This window comes from Sphingomonas sp., from assembly GCF_042095875.1.
Classification (GTDB): Bacteria; Pseudomonadota; Alphaproteobacteria; order Sphingomonadales; family Sphingomonadaceae; genus Sphingomonas.
Genome location: NZ_JBELMJ010000015.1, coordinates 59,752 through 74,057, shown reverse-complemented (window position 1 = coordinate 74,057; position 14,306 = coordinate 59,752). Strand labels below are relative to the sequence as shown.

Sequence of the window (14,306 nt, the reverse complement as noted above, 5' to 3'; positions counted from 1 at the left end):
CCGGTGCCCGAGTGGAGAGTGCGATGCGTGCGGGGCGTTTTTCCGGTTTGCTGGCGGGTGCGGCGATGCTCGCGTCGTGCGGTGGGGGCGATGGCGGGTCGACGAGCGGCGGGGTGCCGATCGCGTCCGCCCCGGCGCCGACCCCGGCACCCAGCGCGACGCCCACCCCGACCGCGGCGGCGGGCTGCTCGCTGCGTGAGCGGCAGGACTGGGCGCTCGCGCAGTTGAACGAATGGTATCTGTTCCCCGAACTGCTGCCCGCCTCGCTCAGCCCGGCGGGTTACACGACGGTCGACGATTACGTCGACGCGCTGACCGCGACCGCGCGCGCGCAGCGCAAGGACCGGTTCTTCACCTACCTGACCTCGATCGCCGAGGAGAACGCCTATTACAGCGCCGGCGCGAGCGGCGGCTTCGGCATCCGCCTGGGCTACTACACCACCAACCGCCGCGTCGGCATCATCGAAGCGTTCGAGGGCGCGCCCGCGCTCGCCGCCGGGCTCGACCGCGGCACCGAGATCCTGGCGGTGGGGACCAGCGAAGCGACGCTGCGCACCACCAGCGACATCATCGCCGCCGCCGGACCGCAGGGCGTGGCCGACGCGCTCGGCCCCGATACCCCGGGCACCGTGCGCGTGCTGCGCGTGTCGGACAACGCGGGCACGCGCAACGTGACGCTGACCAAGGCGGAGTTCACGCTGACGCCGGTGTCGTCGCGCTACGGCGCGAAGATCATCACCGACAACGGGATGCGCGTCGGCTACGTCAACCTGCGCACCTTCATCGGCACCGCCGACGCCGGGCTGCGATCGGCGTTCCAGCAGTTCCGCGACGCGGGCGTCACCAACATCATCGTCGACGTGCGCTACAACGGCGGCGGGCTGATCTCGATCGCCGAATTGTTCACCAACCTGCTCGGCGGCGGTCGCTCGACCAGCGACGTGCAGACCTATGTCACGTTCCGCCCGTCCAAGTCGGCGCAGAACGAGACCACCTTCTTCGCACCCGAGCCGCAATCGGTCACCCCGACCAAGATCGCCTTCATCGGCACCGGCAATACCGCGTCGGCGAGCGAGTACGTCATCAACGCGATGATCCCGTACCTGCGCGCCAACGTCGCGCTGATCGGCAGCAACACCTACGGCAAGCCGGTGGGGCAGATCGCGCTCGACCGCTCGCAGTGCGACGACCGGCTGCGCGTCGTCGCGCTCGCGCTGCAGAATGCGGCGCGGCAGGGCGATTACTACGACGGGCTCGCGACCAAGGTGGAGGCATCGTGCCAGGCGGTCGACGACTCAACCTACCAGATGGGCGACCCGCGCGAGGCGTCGACGCGCGCGGCGCTCAACTTCCTGCAAGGCCGCGGGTGCACGCGGATCGGCGCCACCGCCGCGGCCGCGCGCACCGCGACGCCGTTCGCGCAGACGCGCGAGCTGATCAGCCCCGAGCGCCCGTCGACCGCGCAGCGCGAGACGCCCGGGCTGTTCTGACCGCGCGCGCGATCGGCTAACACGACACGCCCGCGCGCATCGCAGGCTGGTTAGCCGCGCTCGCGCGCGCTAGGCGGTGCTGGTCGGTCTGCGCGAAAGGTGAGCAATGGCATTCTGCACCCAATGCGGCACGCGATTGCCCGATGCCGCGCGCTTCTGCCCGCGCTGCGGCGCGCCCGTGCCCGTCGCCGAGGCGCCGGCCGAGGAAGGCGGCGACCGCGCCGCAGCCCCGTCATCCTTGCCGCCGGAAGGGCTGCACTTCGGCCCCGATCCGCGATCCGACTTCGCTGGCGGCCGCGCGGAGCAGCGCCGCGCAACGCCGCCCCCGCCGCTGACGCGCGCGCCGTTCGCGACCGAGCCGGTCGAGGACGAGGATGACGGCGGTACCGGCACGGGAACGCGGCTGCTCGTCATCCTGGCGCTGATCGCGGCGGCGGTGCTCGCGATCGTGTTCTGGCAGCAGCGCGAGGGCGCGCGCCCCGTGGCGGAGAGCGCGACCAATCTGAGCGACGCCACCGCCGGCTCGGGCGCCGAACCGGGCGACCTGCCGAGCGACGCGCCGACCGAGATCGCGGCCGAACCGACACCCGAGCCGACGCCCACGCCGGCCCCGAGCGTGGAGGTGGTGCAGACCGGCGACGAGATCGGCTCCACCGCCTCGCTCGACCCGAACGGTGAGGCGGCGATCCCCGCCGCCGCGATCGACGCCGCCTTCGCCGACGATCCCGACCGCGCGAGCGAGGAGTTCCCCGGCCCGGTCACCGTGCGCGGCACCGTGATCGGACTATTGTCCGATTCGCCGCCCGCGCTGAGCCTGGAGGGGTATCAGCGCGGCGGGATCGTCGTGGCGGCACTCGCGCGGGGACAGCGCGACGCGGTGGAGCTGCTGTCGCGCGGGTCGGTGGTGCGGCTGCGCTGCGCGTCGGTGCGCCACCAGGCGGGCACCACCGTGCTCGACGGCTGCCGCATCTGAGCGGGCGGGCGCCGGCGCACGCACCGACCGTCGCGGTTGAGCGCGGCGCCGCGCTTCTCTAGGGCCGCGCGGATGACCGCTTCCCCGATCGTCACCCGCTTCGCGCCCTCGCCGACCGGCCGGCTCCACGTCGGCAACGTGCGCGCCGCGCTGCACAACTGGATGTGGGCGCGAAAGAACAACGGGCGCTTCATCCTGCGGATCGACGACACCGACGCGGCGCGCAGCGATGAGCGCTTCGTCGACGCGATCCGCGCCGACCTCGCCTGGCTCGGGCTCCACCCCGACCGGGAGGAGCGGCAGTCGGCGCGCTTCGACCGCTACGACGCGGTGTTCGAGGAGCTGCGCGCGGCCGGGCGCATCTACCCGGCGTACGAGAGCGCGCAGGAACTGGACCTCAAACGCAAGATCGCGCGCGGGCGCGGGCTGCCGCCGGTGTACGACCGCGCCGCGCTGTCGCTGACCACGGCGGACCACGCGCGGTTCGAGGCGGAGGGCACGCGCCCGCACTGGCGCTTCAGGCTCGACCACGATGCGCCGATCACCTGGGACGACCTGATCCGCGGGGCCCAATCGTTCGATCCCGCGCAGTTGAGCGACCCCGTGATCCGCCGCGCCGACGGATCGTGGCTGTACCTGCTGCCGAGCGCGATCGACGACGTCGACATGGGCGTGACCCACGTCGTGCGCGGCGAGGACCACGTGTCGAACACCGCGCTGCAGCTGCAGATGTTCGACGCGATGCGGGCGGCGCACCCGCGCTTCGCGCACGAGGCGTTGCTGACGGGCGCGGAGGGCAAATTGTCCAAGCGGCTGGGTGCACTGGGCATGGACGAGCTGCGCGAGAGCGGCATCGAGCCCGCCGCGATCGTCTCGCTGCTCGCGCGGCTGGGCACGAGCGATCCGGTCGAGCCGGTGGTCGACCCCGCCCCGCTGATCGAAGCGTTCGACTTCGCGCATTTCGGCCGCGCGCCCGCGCGCTTCGACGAGGCGGAGCTGGCGCAGGTCAACGCGCGCGTCGTCCACCAGCTTGATTACGACGCGGTCGCCGATCGCCTGCCCGCCGGCATGGATGCGAGCGGATGGGCGGCGGTGCGGCCGAACCTGCACGAGGTCGCCGAGGCGGCGGACTGGTGGCACGTCGTCGAGGGACCGATCGACGCGGTCGCGGCGGGCGAGGACGCCGATTACCTGGCGCAGGCCGCCGCCGCCGCGCGCGCGATCGACTGGGCGGGCGACCCGTGGCACGCGCTGACCAACGCGCTGAAGGCCGATACCGGGCGCAAGGGCAAGGCGCTGTTCCTGCCCTTGCGCCGCGCCTTGACCGGGCGCGACCACGGCCCCGACATGGCGGCGCTGCTGCCGCTGATCGGGCAGGCGCGCAGCCTCGCGCGGCTGGAGGCGGCGGCCCGCGGGTAAGGGACTCGCACGCGACACGCGCGCGTCCTATATCGGTTCCATGCAATTCTTCAGCCGCATGTCCCCGGTGCGCGCCTACCGCGACCTTCGTTTCTTCCTGAACCAGCGGCAGCCGTACGAATTGTGGTTCCTGGTGCTCGCGGTCACGATCACCAGCGTGCTGGTCTGGGCGTTCGCGCACGATTCGTACTTCGAGAAGGAGTACAAGCCCAACATCATCTACGTCGAGCAATACCGGCTCGACCGCACCGACGCGCAGATCATCGCGCAGCAGAAGATCGACCAGCCGGCGATCGACGCCGCCAAGGCCAAGCAGGCCGCGCGCGAGGAGAAGTTGCGGCAATCGTTCAAGAAGATGGACGACGCGATGACCCGCCTCGGCATCTGACCGACCGGTGATCCGCCCGTCCGCCGACGACGCGCGCTGGATGGGCGCAAGCCTAGCGCTCGCCGAGCGGACGCGGGGGGTGACCGCGCCCAATCCCAACGTCGGCTGCGTGATCGTCGCGGGCGGCGTGGTGGTCGGACGTGGCTGGACGCAGGCGGGCGGGCGTCCGCACGCCGAGGCGATGGCGCTGGAACAGGCGCGCGCGCGCGCCGCGGGCGCGACCGCCTACGTCACGCTGGAGCCGTGCGCGCACGTGTCGCCGCGCGGGCCGGCGTGCAGCGACCTGCTCGTCGCCGCGGGCGTCGCGCGCGTCGTCGTCGCGCATCCCGATCCTGATCCGCGCACCGATGGGCGGGGAATAGCGCGACTGCGCGCCGCGGGGATCGCGGTCGAGGTCGGCGTGCGTGCGGTGGACGCAGCGCGCGTGATGGCGGGCTTCCTGACGCGCCGCGCCCACGCGCGCCCGTTCGTGACGCTCAAGCTCGCGCTGTCGCTCGACGGCGCGGCGGCGATGGCGGACGGGCGCAGCCAGTGGATCACCGGCGCCGAGGCGCGCGCGCACGCGCACGCGGAGCGCGCGCGGCACGAGGCCATCCTGGTCGGGCGCGGCACGTGGGAGGCGGATCGTCCGCGGCTCGACGTGCGGCTGCCCGGCCTGAAACAGCGCGCGCCCGAACGGGTGGTGCTGTCGTCGCAGCCGGTTCCCGGCGTGCGGACGATCGCGCAGCCGGCGGAGATTGCGACACTCGCGGGCGATCACCTGCTGGTCGAAGGCGGGGCGCGGACCGCCGCCGCCTTCCTCGACGCCGAGCTGGTCGACCGGCTGCTGCTCTATCGCGCGCCGGTGATCGTCGGCGGCGGGCGGACGCTGCCCGACATCGGCCTCGCCGACCTCGCGGACGCGCACGGACGCTGGCGGCTGCACGACGCGCGCGCGCTTGGCAGCGACCGCGTCGAGGTCTACGAGCGCGGCTGAGAGGCAATATGTTTACCGGGATCATCTCCGACATCGGCACGGTCGAGCGCGTGGAGCGCGGCGGCGACACGCGCCTGCGCATCGGCACCGCCTACGACACCGACACCGTCGACCTGGGCGCGTCGATCGCCTGCTCGGGCGTGTGCCTGACCGTGGTGGACAAGGGTCAGGACGCGGGCCGCCACTGGTTCGCGGTCGACGTCTCGGGCGAGACGATCAGCCGCACCGCGGACGGACAGTGGCAGGAGGGCGCGGCGCTCAACCTGGAACGCGCGATGAAGCTGGGTGACGAGCTGGGCGGGCACATCGTCACGGGCCATGTCGACGGCGTGGCGCAGGTGACCGAGGTGATCCCGGACGGAGACTCGCGCCGGATCGGCATCCGCGTGCCCGCCGACCTCGCCCCCTTCCTCGCACCCAAGGGATCGGTGACGGTCGACGGCGTGTCGCTGACGGTCAACGCGGTCGAGGACGCGGCCGACGGCTCCACCTTCACGATCAACCTGATTCCGCACACGCAGGCAGTGACGACGCTGGGTGCGCTCGCGCCCGGTCAGGCGGTCAACATCGAGATCGACGTCCTCGCCCGTTACCTCCAACGGATGGAGCTTTACCGTGGCCGCTAACCCCGAACTAGCCCGCCTGCGGCACGGTTACCTCTCGTCGCCCGAAGAGATCATCGACGAGGCGCGCAACGGACGCATGTTCATCCTGGTCGACGACGAGGACCGCGAGAACGAGGGCGACCTCGTCATCCCGGCGCAGATGGCGACGCCGGAGAAGATCAACTTCATGGCGCGCCACGGCCGCGGGCTAATCTGCCTGGCGATGACCAAGTCGCGGGTCGACACGCTCGGGCTCGAGCTGATGAGCCGCAACAACGGCACCCGACACGAGACCGCCTTCACCGTCTCGATCGAGGCGCGCGAGGGCGTGACGACGGGCATCTCGGCCGCCGATCGCGCGTGCACGATCGCGGTCGCGATCGACGGCACCAAGGACAAGGCCGATATTGTCACGCCGGGCCACGTCTTCCCGCTCGTCGCGCGCGACGGCGGCGTGCTGGTGCGCGCGGGGCATACCGAGGCGGCGGTCGACGTGTCGCGGCTGGCGGGGCTCAACCCCTCGGGCGTGATCTGCGAGATCATGAACGAGGACGGGACGATGGCGCGGATGGACGACCTCGTGTCGTTCGCGCAGCTCCACAACCTGAAGATCGGCACGATCCGCGACCTGATCGCCTATCGCCGCCGCCACGATCACCTGGTCGAACTGGCGAGCGAGGCGCCGTTCAAGAGCCGCTGGGGCGGCGACTGGACCGTGCGCGCGTATCGCAACAAGGCGACGGGGACCGAGCAGATCGCGCTGGTGAAGGGCCGCGTCGACGCGAACAGGCCGACGCTGGTCCGCATGCACGCGCTGTCGCCGTTCGCGGACATGTTCGGCGAGGACAGCGACCGCGCGCGGCTGCTGTCGCGTTCGATGGAGCTGATCGCCGAGGAAGGCGCGGGCGTCATCATCGTCATCAACCGCCACCGTGCCGACGCCTTCACCACCGCGGTCAAGATGAAGGTCGGCGAGCCGGTCGAGGTCGAGATGGAGGAATTGCGCGACTACGGCGTCGGCGCGATGATCCTGGCCGAACTCGGCGTCCACGACATGGTGCTCCTCACCAACACGCACCACACGCTGGTCGGCTTGGACGGCTACGGCCTGTCGATCGTCGGCGAGCGCAAGATCGACTGACTCTCGGAGTAACCAGATGGCGCATTTCCTCATCGTCGAGGCGCGGTTCTACGATCACCTGAACGACATGCTGGTCGCGGGCGCCGAGGCCGCATTGAAGGACGCGGGCCACAGTTGCGAGGTCGCGACCGTGCCCGGCGCGCTCGAGGTGCCCGGCGCGATCGCGCTGGCGGCGGAGACGGGGCGCTTCGACGGGTTCGTGGCGCTGGGCGTCGTGATCCGCGGCGAGACCTACCATTTCGAGATCGTGTCGAACGAGAGCGCGCGCGGGATCATGGCGCTGACGATGGACGGTATCCCGATCGGCAACGGCATTCTGACGACCGAGAACGAGCAGCAGGCGATCGTTCGCGCCGATCCGGCACAGCTCGACAAGGGCGGGGGCGCGGCGAAAGCGGCGCTCGCGATGCTCGACCTGAAATCGCGGCTCGGCTGACGCGCCCGTGGACATGCCGCCAACCCGCTTCCGCGTCGTGGAGCGCGGGCGGCGGCTGGAGGTGATCGACACCGCGACCGGGCAGGCGCTGGGCAGCAAGCCCCGCCCGACACCCGCCGCGCCAGCCGCGGGCGCGCGCCGCGACGACACGCCGCTGCTGCTGGACCGGGTGCTGGACCGGCCCGCCGACGAGCGCGCCGCGCCTGAGCGAACCAGGGGCGGACTGCCGCGCGTCACCCGCTTCGACGGCAGTCTCAGCGTCACGACTCGCGCCTTCTACGACGATCGCGCACCGCGCACGGTCACGCTCGACCCGGCGCGCGCGACGATGCTGCGCTGGGCGGCCTTCGCGCTGCTGGTGCTGCTGATCGTCACGCCGGTGCTGCTGCTCAGCCTCGCCTGGTCGAGCCTGCCGCTGCTGTTCGCGCTCGGCGCGGTGGCGTTCAACCCGAAGATGCGCGAGCGGCTGCGCGCCGGCACAACCGCGCTGATCGACCGCTACGCCGACCCGGCGTGAGCTGCCCCGCCGCGTGACCGGCGGGGCGGCAGTGTTCACGCGTCCGCGCGCTCCAGCGCGGGATAGTCGACGTAGCCCTCGGGTCCGGGCGTGTAGAAGGTCTTCGGATTGGGCTTGTTGAACCCTGCCCCGGTGCGAAAACGCTCGACCAGATCGGGGTTGGCGATCCACAACCGGCCCCAGGCGATCGCGTCGGCGACGCCCGCGTCGAGGTCCGCCTGCCCCGCTTCCTGCGTGTAATCCTGGTTGAGCACCAGCGGGCCGGTGAACACCTCGCGAATCTTCGGGCTCAGCTTGGGCACGTCGGTGGTGCCGAACGTCCCCTCCGGCCCGACCTCGCGCAACTCCAGGAAGCCGATGCCGAGCTCGTCCAGCGCCTTGGCCGCGGGCACGAACACCGCTGCGGGATTGCTGTCGTCCGCGCCCTGCGTCTCGCCGTTGGGCGACAGGCGGATCGAGGTACGGCCCGCACCCACTTCCGCGATCACGCGCTCGGTCACTTCGCGCATCAGGCGGATGCGGTTCTCCGGCGAGCCGCCGTACTCGTCGTCGCGATCGTTGGTGTTGTCGCGCAGGAATTGGTCGATCAGGTAACCGTTCGCGCCGTGGATCTGCACGCCGTCGAACCCGGCGCGGACCGCGTTGCGCGCGGCGGCGGCGTAATCGTCGAGCGTGGTGCGGATCTCGTCCACCGACAGCGCGCGCGGCGTGTCGTACGGATTCTTCGCCGGATCGGGATCGTGGTAGGGCGCGCGCTTGGTGGAGGACGACACCGACTGGATGCCGGTCACGTCGGGACGCGCGAGCCGGCCCATGTGCCACAATTGCGCGACGATGCGCCCGCCGGCCTCGTGCACCGCCGCGGTCACCGGCTTCCACGCCTCGACCTGCTGGTCGGTCCACAGACCCGGCGTGCTCGGCCAGCCGAGCCCCTGCCGGCTGATCCCCGTCGCCTCCGAGATGATGAGGCCGGCGGACGCGCGCTGGCGGTAGTAGTCGATCATCAGATCGGTCGGCACGTGATCCTTGGTCGCGCGCGAGCGGGTGAGCGGCGCCATGAGGATGCGGTTGGGCGCCTCGATCGCGCCGAGGGTAATGGAGTCGAACAGGCTGGGCATTAAGGGGCCTTTCCGTTTCATTCAGCTACCTGACGCCGCACACATAGGACGCTAAGGGGCGGCATGCACCACAGCGCGCACCCAAGAAATGCTTCGCCGCCGCCAAGCGCGCTCGCCGAGGGTGCGGTTCCGGACGCGCGCGGGGACGGCGTGCCGATCCCGATTCCGGGTCCGATGCCGCTCGGCAACGGCGAGAGCGGCCACGCCGGCGAGGGCGCGCCCGCGCTGCCGCTGCTCGCGGTCGTCGTCGCCAACGTCGCGCTCGCGTTCGGGCCGTGGTTCGTGCGGCTGGCCGACACCGGGCCGGTCGCCGCCGCCTTCTGGCGCATGGCGCTCGCGGTGCCGCTGATCGTCGTGCTCGCGGTCGTGAGCGGCATGCGCGCGACGGCGCTGCGGCTGCCGGGCAGGATGTGGTGGCTGCTGGCACTCGCCGGCGTCGCCTTCGCGCTCGACCTCGGCAGCTGGCACGTCGGTATCCTGCAGACGACGCTCGCCAACGCGACGCTGTTCGGTAATTCGGCGACCTTCATCTTTCCGATCTACGGCTTCGTGGTCGCGCGCGCCTGGCCGACGCGGACGCAGGGGTCCGCGCTGCTGCTGGCGGCACTCGGCGCGGGATTGCTGATGGGGCGGTCGTACCAGCTCGATCCGCGGCACCTGGTCGGCGACCTGCTGTGCGTGCTCGCGGGGGTGCTCTACGCAGTCTATTTCGTGCTGATGGCGGGGGTGCGCCGCACAATGGCGCCGTGGCCCGCGCTGGCGCTGTCCTCGCTCGCCGCGCTCGCGCCGCTGCTCGCGATCGCGCTGGCGCTGGGCGAGCGGGTGGTACCGGGCGACTGGTGGCCGCTGATCGGCCTCGCGCTCGTCAGCCAGGTGCTGGGGCAGGGTTGCATGATCTACGCGCTGGGAAAGCTCAGCCCGCTCGTGATCGGGCTCGCGTTGCTGCTCCAGCCCGTCGTGGCGGCGACGATCGGCTGGCTCGTCTACGGCGAGGCGCTGGGCGCCCCCGACCTGTTCGGCGCGGCGATGGTCGCGGTCGCGCTGGTGCTGGTGCGCCGCAGTCCCCAAGTGGTAAAGGCGGCGGCCGGGCCGCGAGCGGCGAACGAGGTGCGGTGATGACGGACACGATGGTGAGCGATGCGGCGCACGACCCCGCCGACCTGACACTCGACGAGGTGCGCCAGCAGCTCGCCCCCGCGATCGCCAGCAACGCCGCGTTCGACGGCTGGAGCGACGAGGCGCGCGACTACGCCGCGGAAGGGGCGGGCATCGACCGCGACGTGGCGAAACTGGCATTCGAGGGCGGCGCCCCGGCGATGGTCGACGCCTGGTTCGAGCACGTCGACGCCGAGATGGCGGCGCGACTGCCCGCCGAGCGACTAGCGGACATGAAGATACGCCAGCGCATCACCGCACTGATCGAGACGCGGCTCGACATCCTGGCGCCCGACCGCGAGTCGCTGCGCCGCGCGATCGCGATCCTGGCACTGCCGACCAACGGGCTACGTGCCGCGCGGCTCGGCTGGCGCAGCGCCGACCGGATGTGGCGGCTCGCGGGCGACACCGCGACCGACTACAACCACTACACCAAGCGCGCGATGCTGCTCGCCACCTACGCCGCGACGATCACGGCCTTCCTCGACGACGACAGCGAGGGTCACGCCGAGACGCGCGCGTTCCTGGCGCGGCGGATCGACAACATCATGGCGATCGAGAAGGCGAAGGCGAGCGCCACCGCGCGCACGCGCTACCACCCAAGCCTGTCGCGCTTCGTCGGCCGGCTGCGCTATCCGGTGGCATGACGCACCGTCGCGCGACGCGTGCCGCGAGTAATTGATAATCACTCGCAGAGGGCTTATACCATCCCCGTGACCGCGCCGCTCAACCTCGAAACCCTCCCGCGCCACCAGGCCGCGACCGTTGATTCGATCGAGTGGGCGCGCCTCGCGACGCCAGAGGCGCGGCGGCTGCGCGAACTGGGCTTCGACGCCGGCGTGTCGATCGAGGTGCTGCACCGCGCGCGCTTCGGCGGCGGGCCGATCGCCTGCCGCATCGGGCGCATGACGGTGGCGCTGCGCCGCGTGGTGGCGGGTGCGGTGCGCGTCTCGCTCGATCCGCTGCCCGCCGAGTGATCGCACGCGTTTCGGGCAACGCCGGCTGACATGCATGCCTCGCCGCTGGTCGCGATGGTCGGCAACCCCAACGCCGGCAAGAGCGCGCTGTTCAACGCGCTGACCGGCGCGCGGCAGAAGGTCGGCAACTATCCGGGCGTCACGGTCGAGCGTCACTCGGGGCGCCTGTCGCTCGACGACGGTCGCCCGGTCGAACTCGTCGACCTGCCCGGCACCTACAGCCTCGATCCCGCGTCCGCCGACGAGCGCGTGACCGTCGACGTGGTGACCGGGCGCGGCGGGTTCGAGCGGCGGCCCGACGCGATGATCGTCGTGGTCGACGCCTCCAACCTCGACAACCACCTGCGCTTCGCGCTCCAGCTGATCGCGTTGAAGCTCCCGGTCGTCGTCGCGCTCAACATGGTCGACCTCGCCGAGCGCGACGGGCTGACGCTCGACCCGGACGTGCTCGCGCGCGAACTTGGCGTGCCGGTGGTGCCGACGGTGGCGGTGCGCCGCCGCGGGATCGACCTGCTCAAGCAACAGCTCGGGACCCTGCTCGGCCAGCGCGTGCCCGCGCGCGCTTCCATTGATGCCGCGCCTGAGGAGATCGGCGTGCTGCAACGCCGCGCGCGCCAGATCGCGAGCGCCGCGACCGTCAGCGAGACGCCGAGGCGGCGCTGGAACCACGCGCTCGACGCGGTCGCGCTCCACCCGGTTGTCGGCCCCGTCCTGCTCGTCGCGCTGCTGTTCGTCATGTTTCAGGCGGTGTTCACCTGGTCGGAGGCGCCGATCGGCTGGATCGAGGGCGCGTTCGCGGCCGCGGACGACGCGATCAAGTCTGTGATGCCCGACGGCTTCCTACGCTCGCTGCTCACCGATGGCGTGATCGCGGGCGTCGGCGCGGTGGTCGTGTTCCTGCCGCAGATCCTGATCCTGTTCGCCTTCATCCTGGTGCTCGAGGCATCGGGTTACATGGTGCGCGCCGCGTTCCTGATGGACCGGATGATGAGCCGCGTCGGACTGTCGGGGCGTGCGTTCATCCCGCTGCTCTCCTCGTTCGCCTGCGCGGTGCCCGGCATCATGGCGACGCGCACGATCGACGACGAGAAGGACCGGCTGACCACGATCCTGATCGCGCCGTTGATGACCTGTTCGGCGCGGTTGCCGGTCTACACGATCATCATCGGCGCGTTCATTCCCAACACGCTGGTGGCGGGGTTCGTCGGATTGCAGGGGCTGGTGTTGCTGGTGCTCTACCTGCTCGGCATCCTGGGCGCGTTCGTCGCCGCGCTCGTGCTGCGCCGGACGGTCACGCAGGGCGCCTCGTCGGGCTTCATGATGGAAATGCCCAAGTACCAGATGCCGCGCTTTCGCGACGTCGCGATCGGGCTGTGGCAGCGCGCCTACATCTTCCTGAAGCGCGCGGGCACCACCATCGCGCTCACCACCGTGATCCTGTGGGCGCTGCTGTCCTTTCCCAAGGCGCCCGCGGGGCAGAGCCAGGTCGATTACTCGGTCGCTGGCCGGATCGCGAACGGGATCGAGGTCGCGGTGCGCCCGATCGGGTTCAACCGTGACATCGCGCTGGCGCTGATCCCCGCGATGGCGGCGCGCGAGGTCGCGGTGGCGGCGATCGGCACCGTCTACGCGGTCGACGATCCCGAGGACGCGCAGGGGACACGCACCATCGTTGAGAACCTGCGCCACCGCTGGACGCTGCCGACCGCGCTCGCGTTTCTGATGTGGTTCGTGTTCGCGCCGCAGTGCATTTCCACCATCGCGGTGACCAGGCGCGAGACGAACGGGTGGATATGGCCGCTGTTCATGATTGGCTATCTGTTCGCCGCGGCCTACATCATGGCCGGATTAACCTACTGGCTGGCGGTCGCCGTCGGCCTTTGAAGAGGCAGGAATGGCAGGCAGCGTCAACAAGGTCATCATCGTCGGCAATCTCGGGCGCGACCCCGAATCGCGCTCGTTCCAGAACGGCGGCAAGGTGGTCAACCTGCGGATCGCCACGTCCGAATCGTGGAAGGACCGCAATTCGGGCGAGAAGAAGGAGCGCACCGAGTGGCACTCGGTCGCGATCTTTAGTGAGGGCCTAGCTGGCGTCGCCGAGCGGTTCCTGCGCAAGGGCTCCAAGGTGTACATCGAGGGCCAGCTCCAGACCCGCAAGTGGCAGGACCAGCAGGGTCAGGACCGCTACTCGACCGAGATCGTGCTCCAGGGTCCGGGCGCGGTGATGACGATGCTCGACGGTCCCGGCGGCGGTGGCGGCGGCGGCGGTGCGCGCGACGACTTCGGTGGCGGTGACGATTTCGGCGGCGGCAGTCGCGGCGGCTCGCGCGGCGGTGGCGGCTTCGGCGGCGGGTCGGGCGGCGCGCGCGTCGGATCATCTGGCGGCGGATCATCTGGCGGCTCTGGCAATTTCGGTGGCGGCTACGCGGACGACCTCGACGACGACGTTCCGTTCTAAGTGAGCGAGGCCCCGCCACTACCGGCACCGGCCGCGCGCGGCTGGAAGATCGACGAAGCGCGCCGGCGCGCGGTGCTCGACGCCTACGAACTCGACGCGCTGCGCGACTCGGCCGCGCTGCGGCAGATCACCGACTTCGCCGCGCGGCTGTGCGACGCGCCGATCGCGCTGGTCAGCCTGGTCGAGGAACGTCGCCAGATGTTCCTGTCGCGCACCGGGCTCGACGCCGGCGAGACGCCGCGCGCGCAGAGCCTGTGCGCGCACGCGATGCTGGAGGACGACGTGATGGTCGTCCCCGACACGTCGCGCGATCCGCGCTTCGCCGACAATCCGCTGGTCACGGGCGACACCCACATCCGCTTCTACGCCGGCGCCCCTTTGGTGTCGGACGACGGCATCCCGCTCGGCTCGTTGTGCGTCATCGACACCGAGCCGCGCGACGGGCTGACCGCGATCCAGCACGAGGGGCTGCTGGTGCTCGCCGCCAACGTGCTCGCGCGGCTGCGCGATTCGCGCGATGGTGCTGCGTGGCGCGCGGCGGAGAACGACGCGCGCCGCGCGGCGCTCGACAGCGAGACGCGCTTTCGCACGCTCGCCGACACCATGCCGCAGATGGTGTGGTCGACGCTGCCCGACGGTTATCACGATTACTA

The 14,306-nt window shown here is 71.2% G+C and carries 16 protein-coding genes; 15 read left to right on the top strand and 1 reads right to left on the bottom strand.

Features of this window, described 5'->3' with window-relative positions; genetic code table 11:
• The first annotated feature begins 23 nt into the window (after positions 1–23).
• The 9 genes from ACFDS6_RS07665 to ACFDS6_RS07625 all read left to right on the top strand — a co-directional run bounded on the left by ACFDS6_RS07665 (position 24) and on the right by ACFDS6_RS07625 (position 7,945).
• The gene (locus ACFDS6_RS07665) at positions 24–1,490 is read left to right on the top strand and encodes a S41 family peptidase (protein ID WP_375271547.1); all 1,467 of its coding nucleotides are present in this window, start codon (positions 24–26) and stop codon (positions 1,488–1,490) included.
• Positions 1,491–1,596: 106 nt separating this feature from the next.
• Entirely contained in the window at positions 1,597–2,463 is an 867-nt protein-coding gene (locus ACFDS6_RS07660) for a zinc-ribbon domain-containing protein (RefSeq protein WP_375271540.1), read from the top strand.
• Between the two features lie 72 nt (positions 2,464–2,535).
• Positions 2,536–3,882, top strand: a complete 1,347-nt coding sequence (gltX, locus tag ACFDS6_RS07655; protein ID WP_375271539.1) for a glutamate--tRNA ligase — start codon at positions 2,536–2,538, stop codon at positions 3,880–3,882.
• A gap of 40 nt (positions 3,883–3,922) precedes the next feature.
• Positions 3,923–4,270, top strand: coding sequence for a hypothetical protein (locus ACFDS6_RS07650; RefSeq protein WP_375271538.1), 348 nt, complete (start codon positions 3,923–3,925; stop codon positions 4,268–4,270).
• A 40-nt stretch (positions 4,271–4,310) separates the two neighbouring features.
• Complete coding sequence (gene ribD / locus ACFDS6_RS07645) at positions 4,311–5,246, top strand: bifunctional diaminohydroxyphosphoribosylaminopyrimidine deaminase/5-amino-6-(5-phosphoribosylamino)uracil reductase RibD (RefSeq protein WP_375271537.1); 936 nt, start codon at positions 4,311–4,313, stop codon at positions 5,244–5,246.
• Positions 5,247–5,254: 8 nt separating this feature from the next.
• Entirely contained in the window at positions 5,255–5,872 is a 618-nt protein-coding gene (locus ACFDS6_RS07640; RefSeq protein ID WP_375271536.1) for a riboflavin synthase, read from the top strand.
• The gene (ribB, locus tag ACFDS6_RS07635; protein WP_375271535.1) at positions 5,862–6,992 is read left to right on the top strand and encodes a 3,4-dihydroxy-2-butanone-4-phosphate synthase; all 1,131 of its coding nucleotides are present in this window, start codon (positions 5,862–5,864) and stop codon (positions 6,990–6,992) included. Before ACFDS6_RS07640 ends, ribB begins: the two co-directional genes overlap by 11 nt.
• Positions 6,993–7,008: 16 nt before the next feature.
• Complete coding sequence (gene ribH, locus ACFDS6_RS07630) at positions 7,009–7,428, top strand: 6,7-dimethyl-8-ribityllumazine synthase (RefSeq protein WP_375271533.1); 420 nt, start codon at positions 7,009–7,011, stop codon at positions 7,426–7,428.
• A 7-nt stretch (positions 7,429–7,435) separates the two neighbouring features.
• Positions 7,436–7,945 (top strand): hypothetical protein, encoded by a 510-nt coding sequence (locus ACFDS6_RS07625; RefSeq protein WP_375271532.1) that lies wholly within the window; start codon positions 7,436–7,438, stop codon positions 7,943–7,945.
• A gap of 35 nt (positions 7,946–7,980) precedes the next feature.
• Here ACFDS6_RS07625 and ACFDS6_RS07620 read toward each other — a convergent pair whose 3' ends face one another.
• The gene (locus tag ACFDS6_RS07620; protein WP_375271531.1) at positions 7,981–9,063 is read right to left on the bottom strand and encodes an alkene reductase; all 1,083 of its coding nucleotides are present in this window, start codon (positions 9,061–9,063) and stop codon (positions 7,981–7,983) included.
• Positions 9,064–9,237: 174 nt separating this feature from the next.
• Here ACFDS6_RS07620 and ACFDS6_RS07615 point away from each other — a divergent pair, with 174 nt between their 5' ends.
• The 6 genes from ACFDS6_RS07615 to ACFDS6_RS07590 all read left to right on the top strand — a co-directional run.
• The gene (locus tag ACFDS6_RS07615; protein WP_375271546.1) at positions 9,238–10,179 is read left to right on the top strand and encodes a DMT family transporter; all 942 of its coding nucleotides are present in this window, start codon (positions 9,238–9,240) and stop codon (positions 10,177–10,179) included.
• Positions 10,179–10,865 carry a COQ9 family protein gene (locus ACFDS6_RS07610; RefSeq protein WP_375271530.1) on the top strand — a complete coding sequence of 229 codons (687 nt, stop codon included), beginning with the start codon at positions 10,179–10,181 and terminating at the stop codon, positions 10,863–10,865. Before ACFDS6_RS07615 ends, ACFDS6_RS07610 begins: the two co-directional genes overlap by 1 nt.
• 66 nt (positions 10,866–10,931) lie before the next feature.
• Positions 10,932–11,195, top strand: coding sequence for a FeoA family protein (locus ACFDS6_RS07605; RefSeq protein WP_375271529.1), 264 nt, complete (start codon positions 10,932–10,934; stop codon positions 11,193–11,195).
• A gap of 30 nt (positions 11,196–11,225) precedes the next feature.
• Complete coding sequence (locus tag ACFDS6_RS07600; RefSeq protein ID WP_375271528.1) at positions 11,226–13,079, top strand: ferrous iron transporter B; 1,854 nt, start codon at positions 11,226–11,228, stop codon at positions 13,077–13,079.
• Between the two features lie 10 nt (positions 13,080–13,089).
• Positions 13,090–13,653 (top strand): single-stranded DNA-binding protein, encoded by a 564-nt coding sequence (ssb, locus tag ACFDS6_RS07595; protein WP_375271527.1) that lies wholly within the window; start codon positions 13,090–13,092, stop codon positions 13,651–13,653.
• On the top strand, positions 13,654–14,306 hold a 653-nt coding region (locus ACFDS6_RS07590), incomplete at its 3' end, for a GAF domain-containing protein (protein ID WP_375271526.1). It abuts the gene before it with no gap.